Consider the following 25,765-nt stretch of genomic DNA (forward strand, 5'->3'; position numbering starts at 1 on the left):
TAAGGGAGCTGTAAAACTTCATACTATACTTGATTATGATGGCTGTATGCCCAGTTTTGTGCATATTACAGATGGTAAACAACATGAATCAAAGATAGCCAAGAACATTACCTTTCCAAAGGGATGTGTGGTGGTTGTAGATAGAGGCTACGTTGATTATGCTTGGATGAATGTTTTGGACAGCAATCAGTGCTTTTTTGTCACACGCAGTAAAAGCAACATGAAATATACAGTGGTCAGGTCATTTCAAAGTGAGGCACTCAAAGACAGTGGAGTGCTTGAAGATCAGATCATTGAACTTGATAAAGATGCTAAAAAGCATTATCAAGGAAAGAAAATGCGCTTGGTGCGTTTTTGGGACAGCATAAATAATGCTGAATATGAATTCTTAACAAATAATTTCACATGGAAAGCATCGACTGTAACGGCCTTATATAAGGAAAGATGGGAGATTGAAACTTTCTTCAAACATCTAAAACAGCGTCTGAAAGTCACCAGTTTTGTAGGGACCTCAGAAAACGCTGTCTACATCCAAATTTGGAATGCATTAATAGGAATACTACTCTTTAAATACATTCAGAAGAAGGCCAAATATGACTGGAACTTATCCAATCTGGTGAACTTTATTCGCTTGAATATATTTGTGAAAATTGACCTATGGAAATGGGCTAATGATCCATTCTTTTCAGGGAAACCTCCTGATAAAAGTGGACAGTTTAAACTATTCTAAAAGTTTGAGAGGGTATAATTTGAGTTTAAAACAGAAAACTTACCTATTTAATAGAAGAAGCCAGCTTTTTTATGCACTCAATTTTATTTAGGACAGTTGTGGAGCAATATAACAAAAGTGAATATATTTTAATTTGTGTTTAAAAAATTATTCATCCAATACCCAAAAATATGCTCGCTCATTTGCTAAAGATTCTGGTTTATGTAAATTATGCACAAGTTCATCCCAGCTAGATTCTACATCATAGTTTTCCATTTCTGCATCATCTAACCGAATACCTTTTAGGATAGCATCCTCATCAAAAATATAAATATCACTCTCCACTAATTCAATTCCTTTGTCTGTCGCCCAAGCCAGAAATGATGACCTATCCAATTTCATTACGCGTGGAGCAATACTATCATATACTTTCAATCCTTTTTCGGCATCCAACTCCTTATGTGACTGAAGGTAATCGGCGTACAAATCACGTTCACCAGTACGCAAGGCTTCATTACGGTAAATTATCTGTTCCGCACTTTGGTTATAGCTAAATTTACTTTGACGATCTTCATTACCATATTTTTCTTTATAAGTCGTTAATCGTTTCTCAAACTTTTCCATATTAAAATATCCTTTAAAACTTATGTAGACCTGTATACAACAACCTTCTATCCTATTTAGCCCAACGATTTGGCAGAATAGCTGTTCATTGTGTACAAATCACTGTAATTGTATAACAATAATATTAAGGATATGTTCAGAGACGGAGCACGCAAAAGTATGTGGCAAGCAGAGACCAAGAGGTTCGAAAATTTGCCAACCCAAGATCAACTATTTGATGTAGCTATTATTGGGGGAGGTATAACAGGAGTTTCTACAGCCTACCGATTACAGCTTTCTGGATTAAAGTGTATTTTACTTGAAGCTAATAATATAGGTTTTGGAACCACAGGTGGCACAACAGCACATCTTAATGACTTTTTTGATACAACATTCAAAGAAGCTATTAATAAATATGGGTTAGAAAATGCAAAACTTTTTGCTCAAGCAGGAAAAGAAGCTATTCATATTTTTCAAGCAAATGTTACGCGACATGTCATAGATTGTGATTTTGAATATAAGAATGCACATCTATTTGCGGTAGATGATGATCAAGTAAAGCAATTGGAAGATATTGTAGATGGTGCTGAGCAGGTAAACTACGAGATGAGCTATATCGATGAAATAGACTTTCCTGTGCCATTTAAAAAAGCGGTTATCATTCCTAAACAGGCCCAATTCCATCCGATCAAATATGTTAAAGCATTGGCAGAAGCATATATACAAGCTGGAGGAATGATCGTAGAAAATTGTTTGGTCGAATCTCATGACGAAAAAAAGGAAAATGTGATTTTCAAAACTTCTTTGGGAGAAATTCAAGCCAAACAAGGTGTGTATGCGACCCATACGCCCCCAGGAATTAATATTTTACATTTTACAACAGCACCTTACCGAAGCTATGCAATAGCATTTTCTTTGAAGAGTGACAACTACCCTACTGCGCTAGGATATGATTTATACGATCCCTACCATTATTACCGCACACATGAAATTGATGGAAAGCAATTACTCATTGCGGGAGGAGAAGACCACAAAACTGGACACGCAGAAGATACTGGAGCTTGTTTTGCAGAATTAGAAAACTACTGTAGAACACATTTTGACGTGGAAACTGTAGAATACGCTTGGTCTAGCCAGTATTTCGAACCGGCTGATGGATTACCATCGATTGGTGTATTACCTTCTAGTGATGGAAGAATGTTTGTAGCTACGGGTTTTAGAGGTAATGGAATGACTTTCGGCACTATAGCTTCAGCTATACTCACGGATCTTATTATTGGTGCGGAGAACCCATATGCAAAACTATTTAACCCTAAAAGATTTAAACCCACAGCGGGCTTTACGGCTTTTGTGAAAGAAAATGCCACAGTAGTTAAAGATTTTATTGCTGATAAAATAGCGATGGAGCGTATACATTCCTTGTCAGAAATCAAAGAAGGTGAAGCCAAAGTAGTCAAGTATGACGGACGCTCCTATGCGGTTTTTGCAGAGAAAGATGGGGAATTACATGTGCTGAAAAGTACCTGCCCTCATGCACAATGTGAAGTTCGATGGAATAATGCCGAATTGTCTTGGGATTGCCCATGTCATGGCTCCCGATTCAATATAAATGGAAAAATATTAACTGGCCCTACTACTACTGGTTTAGAACGAATTAACGAGAAATTAGACTAATTAACAACTGAGCAGAATCAACGGATTCAAAATAATTAAAACTACAAGCGTTACAAACTGTTAGTTATATAGACAGTATCATACACAACCTATACATTCATTTATACTGTTTTCAAATTTACTATGCACAACAAAAGAACTATAATCGTTTCAAACAGATTACCCGTACGAATAGAAAGAAGCAATGGGGAACTTCTTGTTATTCCTAGCGAAGGTGGTTTGGCTACAGGTCTCGGCTCTATTTACAAAGAAGATGGAAATATATGGGTAGGCTGGCCGGGTTTTGTCCCTGAAAACGAAAATGAAAAAATTGAAGTTACCGAAAAACTTAAATCCCTCAACTTAATTCCTGTTTTCCTCACAGAATGCGAGCTTGAAGGTTATTACGAAGGCTTCTCAAATGAAGTCTTATGGCCTATATTTCATTACCATCCTTCCTATGCAGTATATGATGAGTGGTATTGGAACACCTACGAGTCGGTGAATAAAAAATTTGCAGATATCGTAATGGAGCAAGAAATAGCCGATACGGATGAGGTGTGGGTTCATGATTATCAATTGATGCTATTGCCTAAACTTATTAGAGCTTCCAATAGCCGTATATCTATTGGTTATTTCCAACATATCCCTTTTCCTCCTGACGAGTTGTTCAGAGGAATTCCATGGCGCGATGAACTATTAAAAGGACTATTAGGAGCAGACTTAATCGCATTTCACACGTACAACGACACACAGCATTTCTTGAATGCATGTACACATATACTTGGACTACCTATTCAAAATAATTGCTTACGCAGTGGCGGAAGAAGTGTGTATGTCGAAGTGTTCCCAATGGGAATAGATTATGATAAATTTAATGAGATGGCACATTCGCCAGATATTCAAAGACGCGCCCAAGAAATACGTACATATTACAACAATAGAAAATTTATACTGAGCATTGATCGCCTTGATTACAGCAAAGGAATCATAGAGCGTCTTCGTGCTTTTGAAGCATTACTGAAAACATATCCTGAATTTCAAAACGAAGTGATATTATATATGCTGGTAGTGCCTTCGCGAGATACCGTACCAAAATATAAAGAACTTCATGACGAAATCAACCGAATGGTAGGACAGATTAATGCGGTTTACGGCAATAACGAATGGACACCGATAAGTTATTTTTATAATTCTTACGACATCAAAGAACTATCGGCACTTTATGTGGCATCTGATATTTGTTTGGTGACTTCGCTGCGCGATGGTATGAACCTAGTTTGCAAAGAATTTATTGCTAGCAAAGAAGTAGAAAATGGCGTATTGATCCTTAGTGAAATGGCAGGTGCGAGTAAGGAGCTAATTGGCCCGCTATTAGTAAATCCACATTCTACTCAGCAAATATGTGAAGCTCTTCGTACAGCTATCAATATGCCCGAAGAGGAACAAAGAAAACGTCTAAACGACAGCTTGGAGATAGTGAAGAAATTCAATATCAGGCATTGGGTTCGACTATTTTTCAAAAGGTTGAAAGAGATTAAATCCATTCAACAAGAAGAACGTGCAAGGCGAATTAATCCTGAAATACTTCAAAAATTCTTAACGAAATATAGCGAAAGCAAAAAATGTCTATTCTTCTTAGATTACGATGGCACATTGATTGGCTTCAACAATAATGCGAGCGAAGCTACGCCAACCAATGATTTATATGAAGTATTGGAAGATTTGCAGTCTAATCCCAATAATCAAATCGTCATTATCAGTGGCCGACCACATGATACACTATCAGATTGGTTTGCAAACAAACAATATTACCTCGTTGCAGAACATGGAGCATGGAGTAATTATCCAGAATTTGTATGGCATACTAAAACACACATTTCCACTCGTTGGAAATACCCTATAAAACATGTGATGACAAAATTCACAAATATGACAGCAGGTTCGGTGGTCGAAGAGAAAAACTATTCACTAGCGTGGCATTACCGCAAAGTACAAAGCGGATTGGGCAACCTGCGTGCGCAAGAACTAGTTGATCATCTGCGCTACTTATTGCCTCACCATGGTTTACAATTATTAATGGGCAATAAAGTGATTGAAGTCAAAAATAGCGAACTGAACAAAGGTCGAGCAGCAATGGAAATTGTTAATGATTTCAAACCTGACTTCATATTTGCTATTGGTGATGACGCAACAGATGAGGATATGTTCTTAGAGCTACCAGCTGATTCCATTACCGTCAAAGTAGGAAGTCGTAAGTCTGCAGCGCGATATTATATTGAAACTCAAGAAGAAGTATTAAAACTGATAAAGAAGTTTGCTCAACCCACCTACCATACGGTTGACTAACTTAAACACTCTAGTAAAACATGTTAAATACAAAACACATTTATAACAGTGGAATAATTGGAAATTGTGCATTTATAGCACACGTAAACAAAAACACAAATATAAGTTGGTTGTGCTGGCCCACATTTCAAGATTCCTTTGTCTTCGGTGGTTTATTAGATGAAGACAAAGGTGGTAAATTCGATATCAAACCTGTGGACCAAGATTATGAATCGAAACAATATTATATCGAAAACACCAATATTCTCTGTACGGAGATTACCACAAAAGAAGGTTCTTACAAGATAACTGACTTTGCACCACGATTCGAGCAATATGAACGCTATTTCAAACCCTTGACACTGATCCGTAAGGTCGAACCATTAAAAGGAAGACCACGTATTCGTGTGCGCTGTGAACCCGTTTACCAGTATGGTAAATCAACTTTTCATATTAATAGAGGAAGTAATCATCTCCAATTTGAGCAAGGTGATATAAAGTTACGCTTGGCAACAGACATGCCTATCAACCATTTCTTTGACGATATACCGCATGTATTGGATCGTCCAATACATATGATATTGACATTTGGTAGTCCTTTTGAAGCCCCTATTGAGCGTACTTGCGAAGACTTTCTACGTCGTACAATTGCCTATTGGCAAAAATGGGTGAAGAATGCTGCTATCCCATCCTTCTACCAAAAACAGGTTATTCGTTCTGCACTAGCATTGAAGCTGCACCAATTTGAAGACACGGGAGCTATTATAGCAGCAAGTACCACCAGCCTACCGGAATTTCCAGGTTCTGGACGTAATTGGGATTACCGCTTCTGTTGGTTGCGTGACAGTTTTTATGTGCTTACAGCATTAAGTCATGTGGGCCATTTTGAAGAAATGGAAAAATACGCTTCATACATTGCAAATATCACACAAACTGATACAGGAAGGCTACAACCTTTGTACGGCATACTGGGGAAGACAAAGTTAGAAGAGTTTCATTTGGACCACCTAACAGGCTATCTGGGCAACACCCCTATTCGCATTGGTAACCAAGCCTATGAACATATACAAAATGATGTGTACGGTCAAGCACTAATTGCACTATTACCCCTCTTTACAGATCAACGATTCAAATACCAAAACAAATTGGTGGCAGAAGAATGGACAAATTTTATTCTTACCAAAATCGAAAATACCATAGACGAAACGGACGCAGGTATTTGGGAGTTCCGCAATTTCCAACAAAGGCATTGTTATTCAAACCTATTTCAATGGGCTGGCGCTACCGCAGCGTTGAAAATAGCCCGACAAAATGGCTTTAAAGAAATTGAAAAGCGTGCTGTAACTTTACAAGAGAAAGCAGCGACCTATATCGAAGCTTGCTATGATGAAGAACGTGGCGTGTACACCAATTCAACAGACTCATCTAACTTGGATGCTTCCACCCTACAATTGATAATGATGGGATATTTGGATCCTAATTCTAACAAAGCAAAAAAACATTTAGAAGTTTTAGAAGAAGAATTGAAAGGTAAGCACGGTTTATTCTATCGCTACTTACACAAAGATGATTTCGGCAAGCCCAAATCGACCTTCCTTGTCTGTGCATTTTGGTATGTGGAAGCGTTAGCGTGTGTTGGTCGCCTGGAAGAGGCACAAGCTGTATTTAAACAATTGCTTTCTTTTGGAAATCACCTCATGCTATTCAGCGAAGATATCAATGAAGAAGATGGTAGCCAATGGGGAAATTTCCCGCAAGCATATAGCCATGTTGGTCTAATGAATGCCGCGTACCGAATTGCCATTAAATTAGACAAACCGACATTTTTCGAAAACGCAGAAATGAATACTTTTACTTCAGCGCAATAATAATTCATTTAATAAATCACTTAGTTACCTAGCCTTAATACGCGATATATCTGCATATTAGGGCTTTTTTATATGCATTAATAACCATTGAAAACTATATTTAAATTATCAACTATCCCATACTAAGCTTGTTCAATGAATAGAAAGACCAACTTCTACTAACAAGCTAAATACAACTATGGATAGGAACTATATAACGCTGGAAGCACTTCAATTAAGTGCAGATTTAAAATCCAAAAATTATGTAGAATTATTTAATCAAAATAATGGTGCTTTCCCATTACAAATCTTGCATTGCAACAATGAATTGACCTTACAAGTAACTCTTCCAAATAAACATTTGCTCGTCCAAAAGCTCCATCAAGGAACATTACCTCAAAACCTCAAATCTATTAAACTTCAGCACAAACAAGATAGTAATGTACAAATATCATTTCCGACTGAAGTAGGCACTGTGCATATAGAGGTAACTTTAGATTTACCCGAAGAGAACACTTTTGTGCTTCATGTTAATAGTAATCTAAATTGTGCTAAAGAACATTTCCATCAAAACGACCAAAGGGAAGTATTAGTGTTATCCAATGACTATACTATTCCAAAGCACCCAACACTTTATATAGAACAAGTAGAAGGTCGTACAGGTCACTGTTTTGTAGATTTTGGAAAGAAGACTAAAGGATGTCTGTTGTATATTCAGGATCTTGGAGCCATCCAACAAATGGCTGAACAATCCCAAGTTTCTTATAATGATACTGTTAAGATAGAATGGCCTCAGTTAGGATTCAAATTACCTCATGCTAAGCGACCATTAAAAAATAAAGGAACATATTGCCTACAACAATCTTTTGTTAGCTATCACTTCAATAAGCCAAAAAGTCATCATGAAGCATCTGACCTTTACCTCAAACTATTATACCATATCTATCCGCATCTTAAGAAACCGCAAAACAAAATAATTGATCTTGTAGAAATTGCCAATAAAACACTGCACGATCTCGCTACCTATAAGGGATGCTGGAAGCAAGTACAAGATGCAGCCTTTCTAAATGCTTATACTAATAGCTATGATACGCCACCAGAAAGTATGGTGCAAATGGCAATATTAAGACCTCTATACGAATACCATCAACGATTCGGTAACCCTTACTCAGAACACATTATTGAAGAATTGTTGAAGAACATAGCACGGTTTTATGATGATGAATTGGGCATTATGCACCGGTGGTTACCAGCAAACTCATATTTGCTTGACTTTGACGAAGAGCAGAAGCGATCATTCATCATGGACAGTTGGTACTTACTCTATCCTCTTCTTCAGTTAGTTTCCCTATTTGAACAGGGCCTTAAAAATGATGAACTCAAACAACAATTATTAAAATCACTGTCTTACATCCGTAAGACTGCTAAAACTTTTAACTACGACTGGCCAATTTTTTTCAACATCTATACCTTAGAAATATTAAAGGAGGAAGGAAATCACGACGTGTTTGGAGAAGTAGATACCGCTGGTCTATACATTCAGATCATGCTCAAGAGCTATAAACTCTACAACAAGGCTACATATTTAGCCGAAGCCAAACGTGCAGCCAACAAACTCAAATCTGTGGATTTAGATTCTTTATACCAATCCAATAATGCTGCCTATACCGCAGAAGCCTTATTAGAACTGTATGTAGAGACATCCAACAGAAAATACATTGAAATAGCAGAAATATTCTTGGGAAATATCATTCGCAATTGCGCGCTTTGGGACATGAAATATGGAAATGCCAAAGAAAGAGAAAGCTTCTTTGGGCTTCTGCCATTAAAAAGAGCCCCTTATACAGCTGCTTTTGAAGAACATGAAACTGTAGCTATATTTAATCGAATAGTGCGTTTGGTACATCAGAATAATATTACTCTATCCAAAAATCTACTATTTTTTGTAAATGAATACATGCAGTATGCCTTACATCGACTACTTTATTACTTTCCCCCAAGCCTACCCTCCGATATATTTGCAGACAATGCTAAAACAGGCTACGTAAATAAATCTATCTATATACCTATAGAAGATATCGGCGATGGATGGGAAGCTTTGGGACAAGTCGGTCAAGAGGTCTATGGCGCTGCTGCTTTTTTCAACCTTTGTATACATCATGTCGTTATACTCTATGATGACTGTTATGTAATTTCTTCGCTTCCTTTTAAACAACAGACTAGAAATAAACAGCAATTTAAAATATTAGGTGTTCCTGAGCAGGAAGGCGTGTTATGGATAAAGTCAGCCAATCCATCTATACAATTCGAAATCAACAACAAGCAACAACCTCATCAAGAATATTATCTGATTAAAGCGTATGACACATTAAAATTTACAAGCAAATAACAACACTATGGAAACTAAAAAAGTATTACTAACAGGCGGAACAGCAGGTATTGGAAGAGCAATCGCCTTATTATTAGCTCAACATGATTACACTATATTTTTAATCGGCAGAAGCGAAGAAAAGCTCGAAGATCTCAAGAAAGATATTGCCGTATTAGGGTTGACGCATCGCTTTCATTTTTCGCTTACAGATCTAACCAACATAAGCGAATTTGAACAACAAATCAAAGACTGGGATGCTGAACATGGTTCCTTTGATATACTAATTAATAATGCTGCCATTGGTTACAATGCCGTAGAGGGTAAATCCATTCAAGATTTGCACTACCTACTCAACACCAACTTACTTTCTTATATGTGGCTCTCGGGATTTGTTGGAGAGAAAATGAAACAAAAAAGTATAGAAGGCGAAATAATTCAGATAGGTTCTATGAGTGCAACGACTAAAGACGCTGAAAGTTCTGGTTATGTTGCCACTAAATCCGCGATTAGAGGATTTTCCGAAGCTCTACGCAAAGAATATAATCCATCAAATATTCGTGTTACACTTATAGAGCCAGGATTAGTGGGCTCTGATATGCAGTCCACTACGCCAGATGAAGAAAGAGAAAAACAAAAAGAAATGACTATGCTGACAGCAGAAGACATTGCTAATGTAGTACTCTTCGTCTTACAGCAACCCAAGCGTATAGACCTTTGCGAGATTAAAGTAAAACCGCTAAAACAAATTATATAATACCGCACACAGCAGAACGCAGTGAAATATAGCCTTATATTTCACTGCGTTTTGTTTATGAAGTTTTCTAAAGATAATGTCACTAGTTTTATCATTTTTCTAATTTCGTCATATCCGTGAGCCTGTTCTTATAGTCTATGAAAGGTACGAATGAACAAGATGTAGACAACTTAATATAAAATCAATTAATTGTATTCGATTCAATTACTAAAATTTTGATTTTATAATAAAAGAAGACTAGACCTTACGGTCTAATCTTCCCAATTATAGATTTAGATAATGATTATATAAAGAAAGACTATTCATCAGAGGAGTAAAAACACACATCTTCGTGATTATATATATTTCGGAAGCAGACAGATAAACGGTCTTTCATGCCATGAAGCATTTCATAGCAAGGATTATTTTCATATTCACGTTGTATACATTTCAAAAGATATAATACCTCATCGTTATCTGTACACTCCTGATACACCACTTCATTAAAAGTTAAATCAAACTTCCCCTTAGTGCTTTTGATAATCTTAAATCTATGTATAGTATCTAAATACATGACTGCCATATGTGTTTATTTTTTTCCTAAAATGCGTCGTATTGTCCATAGCACAGCTACTGTACCTACTGCATAACAGGTTGTCTTTTTCAACAAAGTCATTTTATCATATTTCCATAATGCTCGCCCTCCCATCTCGACAAAGAAATTCGGAATATGTCCTTGCTTCACATCATTGATGAGCTCTTCGACCACATGAATACGGTCCGCAAGTAACAAGGGCAGCCAATGTCTATATCGCGATTCACTATGCTGGAAAGCATAACGGCGCAACTGTCCGCTTAATCCAGAGGGCGGTACGATCTCTCCAAAAACAGAAGAATAATGCGGTCGCTCATTAGAATGAAGTATCTCTACGCGTGCAATTTGTTGCTCAGGTCGAGAGGGTATTTTGGAATATGCTCTATTGCGCATAGGATATGTTGGGTCATTTTCTATATTCTCATCGATGGCCCATCCTTCATGTACGCTTGCATCTTTATTGATTACATTCATAGTCTGAAAATTTAAATTATACAACAATTACGGGTTTAATACATTCATCCAATTTTGAAGAGAAAATACGATAAGCATCTGGAATTTCCTCCAAAGAGAAACGATGCGTGATGATATCTTTAGGACTCAATACACCAGACTGTACATGCTCGATCAAGCGTGGCAATAGCCGCTTTACAGAAGTTTGATTTGCACGGATGGTAATCCCTTTATTCAATACATTTCCGATAGGCACTAAGTTGTCCGTAGGGCCATATACCCCTACTATCGACACAATCCCCCCTTTTTTCACAGAGTTGATAGCCCAGTGTAAAGCTGTTGCAGCTCCTGCTTGAAGCAATAGCTTTTTGCCAGTGATAGTCTGCATCGCGTTACCACATGCGTCCGATCCCACCGCATCAATACACACGTCTGCACCTAGCCAGTAAGTAATGTGTTTTATAAACAATACGGGGTCTTCTATGGATTTAAAGTTGTATACCTCACAATTGGCATATTTTTTAACAAAATCAAGTCTATATTCCAAATGGTCAATAACAATAACGCGTTCGGCACCAAAGAGCCAAGCACATTTTGCTGCCATAATACCAATAGGTCCCGCACCGAATACGACCACGGTATCCCCTTTTTGTATACCTCCCATTTCAGCTGCTTGATAACCTGTAGGAAGCACATCGGTCAGTAGCAAAGCATCTTCTTCGTCCATACCTTCAGGAATAACTGTTGGTCCTACATCCGCATAAGGCACACGGACGTATTCTGCTTGCCCACCATCATATCCTCCTGCAATATGTGAATATCCAAAAATCCCTCCTGCCGCAGTTGACATGGAATTAGATTCATGGCAATTGGCAAATAATCCTTGTACACAGAATACACATTCGCCACAAGCGATATTGAAAGGAACTAGAACCTTATCTCCTACTTTGAGATTGGTCACACCACTTCCCAGCTCGCGTACTATTCCAATAAATTCATGTCCAAAGGTACTACCTACACGGGTGTCGGGTACCATTCCGTGATATAGATGCAAATCAGATCCACATATACAGGCTCTAGTTACCTGCACAATAGCATCTCTAGGATGTAAAATCTCGGGCATAGGTTTTTCGTCTACGCGAATACGAAATGGCCCTCTATAGTTCATTGCTTTCATAGACAGTGTATTTGATTACTTGTGTATGATTTACTGGTTGAACCGCCTGAAAGCATTCCCTGTTTAGCTATTTTGTAAAAGACGTATTAATTATTCTTTTTAACCGTATTTATACGACATAGGGGTATCCACGCTTTTGGATATCGATTTCAACGAATACATAGCCTAAGTGTTCGTCATTTGTATAATTATAAACTAAACACTATGCATATGAACAAGATTCCAGAACAGGTAGTAGGTAAATCCTTAGACTACTCAAGAGAACTGAATTTCCCGGACGAAACCAAAGCTTACAACCGATATAGACAAATTGTCAAAAAACTTTTAGATGTAAATGCTTGGCAAGAAACAGCTATAGGAGTATCCGCTGAATTTGTCATCGTGAATGAAAAGAAAGAAATTCAGATGCGTCGAGTCAAAAAAAATGATTTTATACGTATTGATATCCCAGGTCCTGGTACTCCATCTGCTGATGGGTATGATTATGTACGCGTAATGGCTCTTGATCAATACGATCATCAAGATAAAAGAAAAACTTTCATCTCGTTACAGCCAAGTCCAGATCCCACAACACTCGATGATGATGCAGCACACTTCTTTAAGAAGTATACCTCATCTAATATTGTCATCAAGCAGGAAGGAAATATGGTGAGTTTGCAATATGCTGGTCGTAATGAAGTCATAAATACAGAAACTGACCATGTACTAGATAATGTACGCAATTTCTTGGTAGGTCTAGGAGCAAAACTGGGCGCTTCTTATCCACAATGGAAAGCTCTCATTGATGGCTTAGCTAAGTAAAATAGTGTTCTTAAACTTTGTAGCATCAGCAGGAAAAAAATGTATATATGCTGTTATCCTTCTGAGTTTCGTGTATTTGTAAAAATCCACTTTCTGATGTTGAAATTTGCTATAATAAGAATAGAGATACTTAAACAATTAACCTCTTCAGAATAAACAACAAAATTCCGAAGGGGTACCCTATAAATCACAACATTAAAGGCTAACTGACGTAAAGGTTGATGGTATTGGTGGATACTACTCTATTCTTGCGACCTATGAGTTGTGCACGGCAGCCGATTTGAGCACCTTGGCGGATGTTTTGAATCAAAAAACGTCCTTTCACATCAATATGTGCAATTAGCAATAACTAAAGAAACGGCCTAGGATGTTTAGCTTCGCTGAGCTCGTAAACTCGGTTTCGCGTGAAGAAATCAGCGAAGTGAAAGCGTCAAAAACAGATTTAAGAAGTGAAACGGCTCAAATCTGTTTAGCAATAACGAGATGATTTTAGCTAAAATATCCAAGCCTTAGTTTTATGGATATGTGCTTGTTTTTTGTATCCATGAGCTCGGCTTTCAGTTTTCGGTTTTGCTTCGTTTTTGTGTCAAGACAAAAATGAAGAGCCACTCGCGGCTTAAGCGAGAATATAAAAATTAAGATATTACACTACGTTCAATATGACAACTATTTAGTAAGGTTACTGCTAATGGCTTAATACTATAATTCATTACGTCGTTGCGGAGAGCTTGTTCCGATATATCGGAAAGCCACGACGTGGCAATTTTTTATTTTGTTATTTATGTCAGAGTTCTCTTTGTCTTCACCGCCAGACAGGCTCTTTCTTTTTTTATAAAAAGAAACAAAAAATCATCGCTATACCGTAATGGCACAATGGCTCACTTTTCCTGCTATTGCCAATCCGCTAAGGCGATATTTAAGGATTTGCAAGGATGGTGTATTTATTTCTTTGTGAATAGTAGCATCATCCAAACAATTTATCAAAGATGTCGCCTAAGAAACTTTCGCAAAATGCAGGAAGCAAGCGACATTTTTGCGAAGGTTTCAAGCGACGAGTTTTTGCATTCTTTTTTGAGGTAAAAAAGTATGAGCCCCTCGCGGCTTGAGCGAAACTAAAGAAATTAAAAGATATTTCACTGCGTTCAATGTGACAGTAAGTAGTACGTAATTATCTATCAATTTTCATTCCTAACTAAATTAAAAAGATTAAAAATATTGTCATTAAACTCTGGTGAATACTAAAGATAAATAAGTAAAGCCCCTGAATTATCAGGGGCTTGTTCTTCCCTACGAATTAAGGGAATTATTGAAAACACAGACATATTATATTATCCTTCTGGATTTCGTGGATTTGGACCTGCTTTATCTTCCATATCCTTTAACGTCTTCTCTTTAAACTCTTGGAATGCATCGGCTAATTTTTGTAATTCAGGATCTAAGCCAGGCGCAAATTCTTCAGGTCGCTCTGGCGCTATAGGATTGGCGAATGACTCACGCGGCTCTACCAACGTGACCAATTCAGTACCATCATTTGACGGAGATGAACCTTGGAATATTTGATCCATCATCGAACCATCTAGACGGAACGTGTATTGTTCTCTATGCACACCTTGCTCCATTAGTTTGCGTACTTCTGGAAATTGAGAAGCATCGAATTTTGGTACGGGTAGCACTTTCGCCCAATTTACACCTAGTGTTTCTAAAGCTTTAGCAAACGCCATTTGATGCGCTTCATCCCGAACTATCAAAAATGAAATAGTAGAACGTAATGTTTTGTTGCTTGACATTTGATAAATACGCGATTTTTGAAGACGACCTGTTGCTTCCAAAACTAGATTGTCCATCAAATCCAATACTAGATTGCCATGATTGTGCACATATGATCCGCTCCATGGATTACCAGCGGCATCCACAGGCAATGCGCCCTGAGCACCCATAATGAAATGATGAGGATTCTGTTGCTCCTTAGCCATTTCCATAGCAGGAATCCCTCCTGCACTCGGTGTTTCAAACTTATCACCATAATAGCCTGGGGCACCATCCAGTAATTTTGAGATAGTTTTAGTAACTAATTCCACATGACTGATTTCCTCAAGCCCTATGCCTTGAATTAAATCCAAGTAAGGAGTTCCATTCCCTCTAAAATTAAAACTTTGAAATAAGAACTGCATCATAGTTCGCATTTCTCCGAACTGTCCTCCTAATCCTTCTTGTAAGGCATTAGCTGCTGATGACTATAGGATGAATAAGATTTTTCACATGATAGAACATAAGCAATAATTTTTAGTGTGAATAATATTTATGCTTTGCAATAACTAACATTCCCGATTAGCCATCGCTGTGAAATTCTGAATAATAAGTGTTTACAGTAAATGCTACACGTATTTATCACGACTTCTGCTCCCGCCCCAAAAAAAAGACCTACATTACGTAGGTCTAATTATGCACATGCATACATGTACATATTCTTTCATATAGGTAAATGAAATATAATTATTGAGCTAAATGAAATAACTCAATTAATTCATAGGAGTTGGAGGTATTAAAGAATCTGTAGATAGTGTATCTCTACCTATGGAATCATAAATACTCATTCCGTCATTGTGCATAGTATTGGTAGAATCGAAGGCATGGCCATCGTCATCTCTGTTGTTGTTTGATGAATTCGAACATCCCACCGCAGTGCATAGGAACAATGCAGTTCCGAATATTAAAATTAAATTTTTCATACGTCATTCTTTTAGTTAAATACTGAAATTTTGTTTACTACCTAACTGAACAAGCATTGCCCCAATACGTTGAGGTCCACTTAAATAAGGTTCATAAATGGGAAGATATTAGTTATTTGTACGTATGTCGGGCATTTATACCCATTTTGAAATTAGTAAAAACGCATTCATTACAAGGCTGTTAAATCTAGTAACGAAACATTTTTGGAAACTTATAAACATAACTTATTATGGCTATTACAACACCAAATGAAGGTCAGATGACCAAAGAAATCGAACAACAGACTTCAAAACTTCCTTCTACAACGTATCTGGCCGTAGCCGTAACAGCAATGTTCGCATCAGCTACTTTGAAATGCCTAGGCAGAGAAAAAGACGCCTTATTTGTTGGACAATGGGTAGCACCATTTTTGCTATTCGGTATTTATAATAAAATCGTAAAGACTGAAGGACACGATTAATCGAAATCTGTTAAAAAGTAAATCGCCATCTACAAGTAATGTGATGGCGATTCTTTTGTATATAGTTAATTAACCATATGATGCTGGACTGCAAATTTAATGAGCTCCGCAGAATTCTTTACCTTAACTTTATTAATAAGACTTTGCCGATGACCTTCTACTGTTCTTTTGCTTAAAAAAAGTTTGTCTGCTATTTCCATATTAGTATATCCTTCACTAATAAGTTGCAGCACTTCTATTTCACGTTCGGATAGATCAAGCTCCAAATCAGTTTCTTTTTTCAATACGCTCGTAGTCGAAGATGAAGAAAGTATATTTAGCATCAACATGGTTAGCTCTTCACACACATAGCGACCTCCGGATGCGACATGCTTCACAGCAAAGATAAGTTCATTATACCCCACATTTTTGACCAAATACCCTTTAGCACCTCGATCGAAAGCATCGATAACTTGATTGACCGTATTGAGCATGGATAACAATATTACTTTAATAGTAGGATAATTCGCGGACAGATAAGATGTAACTTCCAATCCATCCATCAAGGGCATATTGATGTCTGAAATTACTAGATCAGGTTGCAAGCCTTTGTTGAGTAAATCCATTAGCTCACTACCGTCCTTCGCTTCACTGATAATTTCTACCTCCCCAGAGGTGTCCAGTAATAATCTAATACCATTCCGAACAACCAAATGATCCTCAACTAAAATTACTTTAATCATAAAATGAATATTAAATAGGCTTAATTATGTTTTTCATAGATGATTATCGTATTACAAATATTTTGCCAATTTATATGATTATATCAGTTTAAATTAAGATAACCTAGCTTAACACCCCTATTAAAAATAAAATATTAAACAACTGTGTAATTTTATTAAAATCAAATTAACCTCTTTGCTAAAAAAAAACAATTAACCACCGGTAAATTACTAATAAATCCAAATGGTTAAAACACGTTTTTATCTGTATAAATACGGTAAATTTTATGCAATAATTCTTTTTTATGAAAATAATTAATCATTAACAATAAGTTTATTTAAGAAATAATACCTTAAAAAACAAAAACTTAATATTACACCATAAATCGCACTACAACCTACGGTATAGATATTTAATCACCCGTAAATTATCATATAAATTAAATCCAGGAGTTATTTCATTTATATATTGAATTATAATACCTTTATAGTACAACATCACCTATACTACTGCTTTGGAAACGACGAGAATTCAGAAATTTGGACACTTAATAGTATTAGATCTTGACCTAAAGATTATAGGATTCTCGCACCATTTATTTTCAAAATTGTCCATTCCAGTAGAAAATATATTGCACTCTTCTGCTGAGGATCTTTTCAAGAAAATATTTATCACCATAAGTTCCTATAATAAAGTTAAAAAGCTGATAGAGTCTTATATAGATGGTAATGCTCCGCGGTCATTGATTACGGTCAAAATAAACAACAAACCTTATTACCTAAAAGTCAGCAAGCATGCTAATCACATATATATTGAAGCGGAGCGACAAGTAAAAAAACATATATCTACGAGTGATCTCAATGAAATAGGGTTTCTATTTGACAGTAACCACCATAAAAACTGGAAGCTTGTTTGTAAAGCCATAAATAAAATCATCCAATTCGATCGAGTATTCGTTTTGCAAGTGTTGGAAACAGGAAATTGCAGCATCATAGCTGAAAATAGCCACATCCCCACAGAACCTTTAGAAAACAAATACTTTTCTAAGGATTTCTTACCAGAAATGCTAATAGACCATTTCAGACATTCACCCTATCGTTTTTTGGCGAATGGAGATGAGCCATTACAAAATTTTTACACCATTGATCAAGATATTGATATTCGCTCGACTCAGTTGATTAGTCTACCCTCTGTGACATCTGAATATTACCAACACATCGGTATTAAGTCAGCACTATTCTTCCCACTCTATTTGAAAGGTCAATTTTGGGGCATGGTAGTCGCCCAAAATATTAAGAATAAACCTGTCGATTTACAAAACAGAAAGATTTGTACATTTATTGTACAAAATGCAATGAGCAAGTACGAGATGTTCATACAACAGGGATTAATAAATATCAATTTACAAGTCCAAGAGTTCCAAAATACATTAATTCAACGTTTATCCTTTCACAAAACTATTAACTGTGCCTTGGTAGAGAGCATGGAAAATTTGCGCTGGATGCTTAAGTCAGATGGTATTGCGATTTACAATGAAGGGGATTTTTATTTTAAGGGAGAAACCCCATCATCCTCAGTATGCTTTGAAATCATTCGCTATCTGCAAGAAGAAAATGATTTGACGGTGTATATTGATCATAATTTTAAGAAAAGCCACAAAGATAAATTTAAGGAAGAGTTGCCATTTGCAGGTATCCTTGCCTATAATGTAGATACTAACAAGGATTATTATATCATTTGGTTTCGCAAAGAGACGATTAGTAACGAGAGCAAATTGCTGATTAAGGAAACAAGTCCATACACTTTTGAAACGTATGAAGACATTATATACGAAACTGCTGTTCCTTGGAATGATGAAGAACTCCATTTATTGGATGGATTGAAAAATACGCTAAATCATTCCATGATGCAAAAGCTCATAGAAAATAAAGATTTGACGAAGAATCTTTCGCAACTTAATAATGAGCTAGAAATGTTTACCTACACCTTATCTCATGATTTGAAAAACCCTCTTTCGGTTTTGAAGATGGGGATAGATTTCTTGAAATCTAAAAACGGTAATATCAATGAAAATCAAAAGGAAAAATGGTTTAGTACGATTTCTTTAGGCTTGCAAAACATTCAAGATATTATTGATAACATAGTAAATGTTTCGAAGGATAAGGTCAATAAAATAACAAAAGACACCGTCCCTTTGCACTATCTATTGCGCAAAATAGTGGAAGAGACAAAGTTAGCGTATGAAGACAACAAATGTGAAGTAACATTTGGAAAACTTCTGCCCGTCTGGGGAGAAAAAAGTGCTATCTATCAAATATTCACGAATGTGATAAGCAATGCTATCAAATACAGCCAACAATTAGAAAGTCCAAAAATCCATGTATCCAGTAGTATAGTAGATAATTATATATGCTATGAAGTAAGAGACAATGGTATAGGTATACCTGAGCAAGATATTAGCCATATCTTCGAAATGTTTGGCCGAGCGATGAACACCGAAAACTATAAAGGGAGTGGAATAGGGCTATCCCTAGTCAAACGTATCATTGAGCGACTAGATGGCAATATAGAAATAAGCTCTTTGGAAGGAGTAGGCACTACTGTTATTATGAAATTTCCCGTAGTAAGAGAATTTCCAGAAGTAATGTTAGACACCTCAGATTCAAAAGGATAAAATAGCTAATTGTTTCGTATACAAATTTTTCCCTTATGGTGATTGTATAGATACCTATTTAGCTACATAAGTTTTTTCTAGCATATATTTCATATCATCCACGAAACATCCAAGCTGTAGATAGGAGTCTAAAGCATAGTAATGCATAGAAGTTAAATCTTCATCTTCTAAGATTTGCATATAAATGTTCTTTTGTTCGTGTAGATTTACTAATAACTTCTCTAACATATAATCCTGATAGGAAATACTATCTTGGATTAGATTTTCAACATCTTCATTAATTTCTTTGTACGTAGCCATGCTTAGATTGAGGTCCTTATTAGCACATAGGCTAAGTAATTGCGTTTGACTGTCCATGTAAAATATTTGAATTTTCTCGCAAATCATACGACTATCTTCGCAACTTGGATTATTCAATAATTTATCTAAAATAAGCAATCCTTCAGTGCGCTGATAAACGATTTCTTCGAGTGCAATGGATTCCTTACGATCTCTTGTCGGTGTACTTACGCACGATATCAACATCCAACTTCCTATTAAGTAAACTAAGAATCTCATAATGTTTAGCTTTTTTTATAGAACAGCTATCGTTAATATATGTTGTAAGCCTTTTTCTACAATTTTGTAAAAGCGGTAAAAAAACAAACTTCAAACATTAATGCACAATAACTCTTGCGTATTAATACGTATAAAAAACAATCTCCACGTATTTAAATTGCCATGAACTTGAAGTATATACTATTTATGCCTTAGTAAATACGCGTTTTATCTTAATTTAATAACAAATGCACTGTTTTTGTCATTAAAATAGCAGCAACTATTAAATATATATCTATGAAAGACAAGGCATTCAACAACCAACTACTAGAGTATCAACGTATACTTAAAGGCTTAGCGAAGAAATTCACTAAAGATCAAGATGCAATCAACGATCTAGTACAAGAGACGTTTATCCGTGCACTGAAATACATGGATCAATTCTTTAATAACCCACGTGTGGTATCATGGCTTTTTGTAATCATGCGAAATATTTATATAAATCAATACAAACGTCTTGGATATCAACAAAACTATGAGGATATCAGCATGTATTATTACAACCATAGCTTATCAACAGAGCCGTATATGGAAGATAGTTCGGATAAGAAAATGATGTTGGGGGACATTTCTAAAATTATATCTGAATTACCAGTTGCACATGGCGAAATGTTTAATAACTACATCGATGGATACAAATACAGAGAATTATCCGAAATGTACGGCATACCAGAAGGCACCATAAAATCAAGAATACACATCATCCGTAAAACGCTGCAAAAACGCTTGAAAGTAAAATATGCAAGTTAAAACTAAGGCGCTCAAATGAGCGCCTTAGTTTTAACTATTCTTTTCTTTTGGCATATCCGTAGGATCGTTGGGCATATCATTCAGTTGATCTACTTGGGGATCCACTCCAGCCTCCGCATCGCCATCTAGTTTTATATCACGATCGATTTCTTTATGCCCATCCTTTGTTAGAATTTCTTTCTTTTTTTTATGCATTTCCCTGCCTTTGGGCTTGTCTTCATGTATTGTTGCCATTTTTTTTGTTTTAATTTTTAATCGATTATTTGCTCATCAGATTCGTAATACTTAAATAGTATCTTTAATTTAAGCTATCTGCTTTCAATGAATCCCGCATTACGCTATCCATTGACCCATACACCAGCTCTTCATTAGTATTTAGATTATAACGATCCTTATCATCTTGCGTCACTGGACCAGGCGCCGCAGCATCTGTCTCTTGAGATTGCTTATCGTTTGTCTGCCCACATCCTATTACAACGAATAGAAAAAGTAGTGATAAAATAGTTGATGTCTTCATATCTTTAATTTTTAAAATGTTTGCTCGATTTTCTCAGCAGTATTTAGCAATCTGTATAAGTCATAAAAAATACTATTACAAGTAGCAATTATAATTTGCCCTGCATTTCCATTAAACTGTTTTTCGAATAAATGTGTGTTATTTTTGTAATAGATCGCATAATACACACGCCCTATTGGACGCCACTGATTAGGGTTAGGGCTTTCAAAAGCTAACCCTGTAATAGAAATATAAACGTCCGCATGAGGTATTAATGATTGTAGCCCCTGTAACATCGCTAAAGTCACTTCTTCTGATTCTGCTGTGTGTGTAGAAAGCAATGATGGCGACACATCCAGTAAATTTTGCTTCATAAAATCATCATAACAAGCAATAGACCCCAAGTAATAATTCCCACTATTCACCTCTAATGCAAACGTGCTACTTAAAAAGCCTGCGGTCATACTTTCTGCACAGACTAACTTCAAATTACGTTGTGCTAATAAACTCCCCACTCGAAACAGTGTTTTCTTGTATATTCTTTTTCTGCGCATATTTATTTGATCTATACATATTAATAACGTTTGAAATACTTTATGGTTGAGTACTTAGAGAATTTTGAGTTTATATACGCGTGCATTTCCTTAAAATACAAGTGTTTATTCCTTAATATTTAACGTATTATTTACCCCAACAATCTCTCTTTCTACTGGTTCTTAATTAACATTACATTCTTAAAAACTATGGAAACTAATAAACTATCCACTACAAAAAGACTAGGTCCTATTGTATGTATCATGATCGAAGGCGATTATCCTGGCAGACCAGAAGAGAGTAATCTTGACGGTAACAAAGGATTGGAAGACGAGGAAAACTTGATCGAGCCAGGAGATGCGATAGATGAAATCCTTCCGGCAGGCGAAGAAGAAAATATGCCCGATCCAGAAGAGTATGAAGAAAGACAAGGTGACGAAGATCTTGAAGAAATTCCTATGGAAGAACCTGTTCCCGACATCGATGAAATTGAACCAGACGAAGAGATAGATGACTTTGACATTGAACCCTCTGAAGATGATGAAATAAAAAAAGATGAGCGTCCATCTGATGAAATTCTTTAATACCGACGGTCAATAAATTCTATCCCTATAAATTATAGCGTAGTCAAGTTGACTGCGCTATTTTTGTAGCCTGAAATAGTATTGAAGTGCATTTTCACCAAAAAAGCAGCGTATAAACTTACGCTGCTTTTATTCTTTAAACTTGTGCGACTTTAAGTATGATTATTCTGCGCCAGCAGCAACATTTGCTTCTCCCATAGCAATTTTTGTCAACAACTCATCTGTTTCCTTTTCTTCAGCCAAAATTTCTTGTAAAATCTCCGCAGCATTATTGTGCTCCATGAGCGATGCAAATGTCACCAAACAACCATAAGAAGCAATTTCGTAATGTTCAACTTTTTGTGCAGCAGTAATCAAAGCTGCATCTAGTACTTCGGGGCTGTCTGCAAACTCTTCTGCGATCTCATCCGCCTCTTCTAACAATCCCTCCATTGCTTTACATTTTTTGCCTCTTGCTGTAATATTCAAATCGCTAAAAACTTCTTTCAGTCGCTCTATTTGATTTTCGGTCTGTTGATAATGCGTTTGAAAAGCGTCCTTTAGTGTTTCGCTTTGTGCGGCTGTAACCATTTTTTTAAGACCTTTTAATAATTGACGTTCTGCACCTAACATATCCTTTAAACCATCGACCAATAATTCATGTAAATGTGCATTTTTCATACCTTCTTGTTGTTTTGATGTTGCCATAATAGTTAAATTTTTAATAGTGTTATGGTATTAACCTTCGCAAGTCCTTATAGTTGATAGAAAATAAATTATAAGTATTAATTGGCCTAGCTACCGTATAAAATCCTGTAAATAGCAACAATCATCCATTCAAAAAATGAAAATGTGAAATCAATAGATTAATATGTTCCATTTAGAAAAACAAAACAACAAAAAGAAAAATATTTAATCTATAAAAAAACAAGCGTTTGAAACAAAGATTTTAGCGATTAAAAAATCACGACAATCACTACACATAAAAAAAATTAAACCGAATAAATAAAACCTACTGTATCAACACTTTGCAAAAAATTAAATCGTTATAAAAATTTTTAGCATTTAATTTGTAGACGATCGACTACAAATAAAAATTTTTATTTACATTTGCTTTAATATAAAATAATCGATGAATTTTTAGGTAATTTACGTATTAATTAACTAAATTTTATTATAATTCAATCGATTTGATTATCTACACTACGAATATGAAAAATTTAGTTGTCATTATATTAACCTTACTGATCACATCAATTGTGCATGGAAAGGATAAGATCAAATTCACATTAAAATCAAATCCAAACATTACCGCTGATTATAATGGAAAGATAAAAAATGGTAAAGCTAATGGCTTGGGCAAAGCTACATTTTATCTTGATGGAGAATTCGATGGAGAATATGAAGGAGAATGGAAAGATAATGACTTTCATGGTAAAGGAACATTTAAATGGAAAAATGGCAGTATTTATGTGGGCGATTTTGAACACAGCAATAGAAGTGGCGTAGGTGAATATACATGGCCTAATGGCAACAAATACCATGGTGAGTGGAAAAATGGAAAGCAACACGGACAAGGCACGCACAAATGGATCAATGGTGAGCAATATACAGGCTCATATTTCAATGGTTTTCAAACGGGTTATGGTATCTATGACTGGCCAAATGGCAACAAGTATGAAGGATACTGGCTGGAAGGAGTCCAGCATGGTGAGGGCACATTCACTTGGTATACAGGAGACAAATATATTGGCAACTTCATCAATGATGAACGTACAGGGCATGGTACATTTTATTGGGCAAATGGCAATATATACCAAGGTAATTGGGCATCAAATAAGCAAACAGGACAAGGCATTAAAAAATTTATAGACGGTAGTTCTTATACTGGTGAGTGGCTAAATGATAATTTTCACGGGCAGGGAACGTTTACTTGGTCAGATGGAGAAAAATTTATTGGAACATTTGAAAACGGTCAGAGGAGTGGATTTGGCAAGCTAATATTAGCCAACGGAACAATTCAAGAAGGCCACTATATTAATGACGTTTTGCAGAAAAAATCAACCGCGACGCAAACAGCTAAAGCTCAAACTTCACCAAATTAATTCTATTACGATTCTAAAATAGATCTTAAAAATTACATTTTTTTATTACGAATGATTAAAACTTGAAATTTGGTATATATTTGTACTTTTATTTTACATGAATTACATTTTACTACACGATATAGTTGACTTGTTAGAGAACTTTGAAAGTTCCAATAATTACGGCATATACCCTGCCAATGTGGATGGATTTTGCCAATGGATTAATGACACGAAACAAAATTTTAACCAACCAGAAATGGAATGGGAAGGAAAAATAAATGGTCGATCGGTAGAAAGTCTCATCAGCACCTTATTGGTTCACATGAGTAAATACGCAAAAAGTTATTCCAAATCCGCTATTCACAACTCGGAGTTTTCAACTCAAGAAGAATTTATTTACTTGATAACACTCAATTCTTTTGGATCCATGTCCAAAATGGAATTGATTCGTCGCAATAAAATGGATAAGCCATCTGGCATTCAAATCATAAATAGATTAATAAAATGTGGATGGATTGTTCAAATTAATTCTACAAAAGATAAACGCAGTAAGATATTAGAGCTCACAGCGGAAGGCAAATCGTATTTAAATTCCAAAATGGACGATATACGCAAAGCGACTAAAATAGTTACAGCAGACTTAACTGAAAAGGAAAAGATAGAATTAGCTCGCATTCTTACGAAAATGGATAAGTTCCATCAAAAAATATATAATAAAAATCTCAACCCGGATAAACTTCTACAGGACGCGTACGATAGTTATACCATAGCACAAAATCCGAAATAATTTATTATCAACAATTTATTGTATAACAATCAAAACCTTTTTTAAAATAATTGGTTTATATTATACAATGCCTTGCTTATAATGGTATAATTATATACTTTTATAAAAATTTTAA

At 35.9% G+C, this 25,765-nt stretch carries 23 protein-coding genes and 1 pseudogene; 13 read left to right on the forward strand and 11 right to left on the reverse strand.

Annotated elements, in window-relative coordinates; all coding sequences use genetic code 11:
- Positions 1-730: IS4 family transposase (locus GOQ17_RS13315; protein WP_159638121.1), on the forward strand; the 730-nt coding region annotated here is incomplete at its 5' end.
- Between the two features lie 147 nt (positions 731-877).
- On the opposite strand, the gene GOQ17_RS13320 is transcribed toward GOQ17_RS13315, so the two are convergent.
- Positions 878-1,333, reverse strand: coding sequence for a hypothetical protein (locus tag GOQ17_RS13320; protein ID WP_159638123.1), 456 nt, complete (start codon positions 1,331-1,333; stop codon positions 878-880).
- Positions 1,334-1,465: 132 nt separating this feature from the next.
- Between GOQ17_RS13320 and GOQ17_RS13325 the strand changes: the two genes are divergently transcribed.
- The 5 genes from GOQ17_RS13325 to GOQ17_RS13345 all read left to right on the forward strand — a co-directional run bounded on the left by GOQ17_RS13325 (position 1,466) and on the right by GOQ17_RS13345 (position 10,265).
- Positions 1,466-2,986, forward strand: coding sequence for an FAD-dependent oxidoreductase (locus GOQ17_RS13325; RefSeq protein ID WP_159638125.1), 1,521 nt, complete (start codon positions 1,466-1,468; stop codon positions 2,984-2,986).
- Between the two features lie 123 nt (positions 2,987-3,109).
- Positions 3,110-5,314 (forward strand): bifunctional alpha,alpha-trehalose-phosphate synthase (UDP-forming)/trehalose-phosphatase, encoded by a 2,205-nt coding sequence (locus GOQ17_RS13330; RefSeq protein ID WP_159638127.1) that lies wholly within the window; start codon positions 3,110-3,112, stop codon positions 5,312-5,314.
- A 20-nt stretch (positions 5,315-5,334) separates the two neighbouring features.
- The gene (locus GOQ17_RS13335; protein WP_159638129.1) at positions 5,335-7,161 is read left to right on the forward strand and encodes a glycoside hydrolase family 15 protein; all 1,827 of its coding nucleotides are present in this window, start codon (positions 5,335-5,337) and stop codon (positions 7,159-7,161) included.
- 178 nt (positions 7,162-7,339) lie between these two features.
- On the forward strand, positions 7,340-9,529 hold the full coding sequence (locus tag GOQ17_RS13340; RefSeq protein WP_159638131.1) for a glycoside hydrolase family protein: 2,190 nt from the start codon (positions 7,340-7,342) through the stop codon (positions 9,527-9,529).
- Positions 9,530-9,536: 7 nt separating this feature from the next.
- Positions 9,537-10,265 (forward strand): SDR family oxidoreductase, encoded by a 729-nt coding sequence (locus tag GOQ17_RS13345; RefSeq protein WP_159638133.1) that lies wholly within the window; start codon positions 9,537-9,539, stop codon positions 10,263-10,265.
- Positions 10,266-10,563: 298 nt separating this feature from the next.
- Here GOQ17_RS13345 and GOQ17_RS13350 read toward each other — a convergent pair whose 3' ends face one another.
- The 3 genes from GOQ17_RS13350 to GOQ17_RS13360 are packed head-to-tail and all read right to left on the reverse strand — an operon-like array spanning position 10,564 to position 12,469.
- Positions 10,564-10,827 carry a hypothetical protein gene (locus tag GOQ17_RS13350; protein ID WP_159638135.1) on the reverse strand — a complete coding sequence of 88 codons (264 nt, stop codon included), beginning with the start codon at positions 10,825-10,827 and terminating at the stop codon, positions 10,564-10,566.
- 6 nt (positions 10,828-10,833) lie between these two features.
- Positions 10,834-11,313: a hypothetical protein gene (locus GOQ17_RS13355; RefSeq protein ID WP_201288622.1), complete on the reverse strand. Its 480-nt coding sequence runs from the start codon at positions 11,311-11,313 to the stop codon at positions 10,834-10,836.
- 16 nt (positions 11,314-11,329) lie between these two features.
- A complete protein-coding gene (locus GOQ17_RS13360; protein WP_159638137.1) occupies positions 11,330-12,469 on the reverse strand; it encodes a zinc-dependent alcohol dehydrogenase in 1,140 nt (379 codons plus the stop codon).
- Between the two features lie 210 nt (positions 12,470-12,679).
- On the opposite strand from GOQ17_RS13360, the gene GOQ17_RS13365 reads away from it, so the two are divergent.
- Positions 12,680-13,270 carry a hypothetical protein gene (locus tag GOQ17_RS13365; protein WP_159638139.1) on the forward strand — a complete coding sequence of 197 codons (591 nt, stop codon included), beginning with the start codon at positions 12,680-12,682 and terminating at the stop codon, positions 13,268-13,270.
- A gap of 1,328 nt (positions 13,271-14,598) precedes the next feature.
- On the opposite strand, the pseudogene GOQ17_RS13370 reads toward GOQ17_RS13365, so the two are convergent.
- A pseudogene (locus tag GOQ17_RS13370) lies at positions 14,599-15,486 on the reverse strand (manganese catalase family protein); the annotation flags it as partial.
- Positions 15,487-16,229: 743 nt separating this feature from the next.
- On the opposite strand from GOQ17_RS13370, the gene GOQ17_RS13375 reads away from it, so the two are divergent.
- Positions 16,230-16,460 carry a hypothetical protein gene (locus GOQ17_RS13375; protein WP_159638141.1) on the forward strand — a complete coding sequence of 77 codons (231 nt, stop codon included), beginning with the start codon at positions 16,230-16,232 and terminating at the stop codon, positions 16,458-16,460.
- A 65-nt stretch (positions 16,461-16,525) separates the two neighbouring features.
- Here the strand turns inward: GOQ17_RS13375 and GOQ17_RS13380 are convergent, their stop codons facing one another.
- Positions 16,526-17,182, reverse strand: a complete 657-nt coding sequence (locus GOQ17_RS13380) for a response regulator (RefSeq protein ID WP_159638143.1) — start codon at positions 17,180-17,182, stop codon at positions 16,526-16,528.
- A gap of 494 nt (positions 17,183-17,676) precedes the next feature.
- Here GOQ17_RS13380 and GOQ17_RS13385 point away from each other — a divergent pair, with 494 nt between their 5' ends.
- Positions 17,677-19,836 (forward strand): ATP-binding protein, encoded by a 2,160-nt coding sequence (locus tag GOQ17_RS13385; RefSeq protein WP_159638145.1) that lies wholly within the window; start codon positions 17,677-17,679, stop codon positions 19,834-19,836.
- Between the two features lie 54 nt (positions 19,837-19,890).
- On the opposite strand, the gene GOQ17_RS13390 is transcribed toward GOQ17_RS13385, so the two are convergent.
- Positions 19,891-20,394, reverse strand: coding sequence for a hypothetical protein (locus GOQ17_RS13390; RefSeq protein ID WP_159638147.1), 504 nt, complete (start codon positions 20,392-20,394; stop codon positions 19,891-19,893).
- A gap of 276 nt (positions 20,395-20,670) precedes the next feature.
- Here GOQ17_RS13390 and GOQ17_RS13395 point away from each other — a divergent pair, with 276 nt between their 5' ends.
- A complete protein-coding gene (locus tag GOQ17_RS13395; protein WP_159638149.1) occupies positions 20,671-21,183 on the forward strand; it encodes an RNA polymerase sigma factor in 513 nt (170 codons plus the stop codon).
- 30 nt (positions 21,184-21,213) lie between these two features.
- Here GOQ17_RS13395 and GOQ17_RS13400 read toward each other — a convergent pair whose 3' ends face one another.
- The 3 genes from GOQ17_RS13400 to GOQ17_RS13410 all read right to left on the reverse strand — a co-directional run bounded on the left by GOQ17_RS13400 (position 21,214) and on the right by GOQ17_RS13410 (position 22,233).
- The gene (locus GOQ17_RS13400; protein WP_159638151.1) at positions 21,214-21,417 is read right to left on the reverse strand and encodes a hypothetical protein; all 204 of its coding nucleotides are present in this window, start codon (positions 21,415-21,417) and stop codon (positions 21,214-21,216) included.
- A 64-nt stretch (positions 21,418-21,481) separates the two neighbouring features.
- Complete coding sequence (locus tag GOQ17_RS13405; protein ID WP_159638153.1) at positions 21,482-21,700, reverse strand: hypothetical protein; 219 nt, start codon at positions 21,698-21,700, stop codon at positions 21,482-21,484.
- 11 nt (positions 21,701-21,711) lie between these two features.
- On the reverse strand, positions 21,712-22,233 hold the full coding sequence (locus tag GOQ17_RS13410; protein WP_159638155.1) for a CinA family protein: 522 nt from the start codon (positions 22,231-22,233) through the stop codon (positions 21,712-21,714).
- A 189-nt stretch (positions 22,234-22,422) separates the two neighbouring features.
- Here GOQ17_RS13410 and GOQ17_RS13415 point away from each other — a divergent pair, with 189 nt between their 5' ends.
- Positions 22,423-22,797, forward strand: coding sequence for a hypothetical protein (locus GOQ17_RS13415; RefSeq protein ID WP_159638157.1), 375 nt, complete (start codon positions 22,423-22,425; stop codon positions 22,795-22,797).
- Positions 22,798-22,959: 162 nt separating this feature from the next.
- On the opposite strand, the gene GOQ17_RS13420 is transcribed toward GOQ17_RS13415, so the two are convergent.
- Positions 22,960-23,484, reverse strand: a complete 525-nt coding sequence (locus tag GOQ17_RS13420) for a YciE/YciF ferroxidase family protein (RefSeq protein ID WP_159638159.1) — start codon at positions 23,482-23,484, stop codon at positions 22,960-22,962.
- Between the two features lie 503 nt (positions 23,485-23,987).
- Between GOQ17_RS13420 and GOQ17_RS13425 the strand changes: the two genes are divergently transcribed.
- Both GOQ17_RS13425 and GOQ17_RS13430 read left to right on the forward strand, forming a co-directional pair.
- A complete protein-coding gene (locus GOQ17_RS13425; RefSeq protein ID WP_159638161.1) occupies positions 23,988-24,881 on the forward strand; it encodes an MORN repeat-containing protein in 894 nt (297 codons plus the stop codon).
- Between the two features lie 97 nt (positions 24,882-24,978).
- A complete protein-coding gene (locus GOQ17_RS13430; RefSeq protein ID WP_159638163.1) occupies positions 24,979-25,650 on the forward strand; it encodes a MarR family winged helix-turn-helix transcriptional regulator in 672 nt (223 codons plus the stop codon).
- Positions 25,651-25,765: the final 115 nt, after the last annotated feature.

The organism is Sphingobacterium composti, from assembly GCF_009829075.1.
GTDB classification, from domain to species: domain Bacteria; phylum Bacteroidota; class Bacteroidia; order Sphingobacteriales; family Sphingobacteriaceae; genus Sphingobacterium; species Sphingobacterium composti.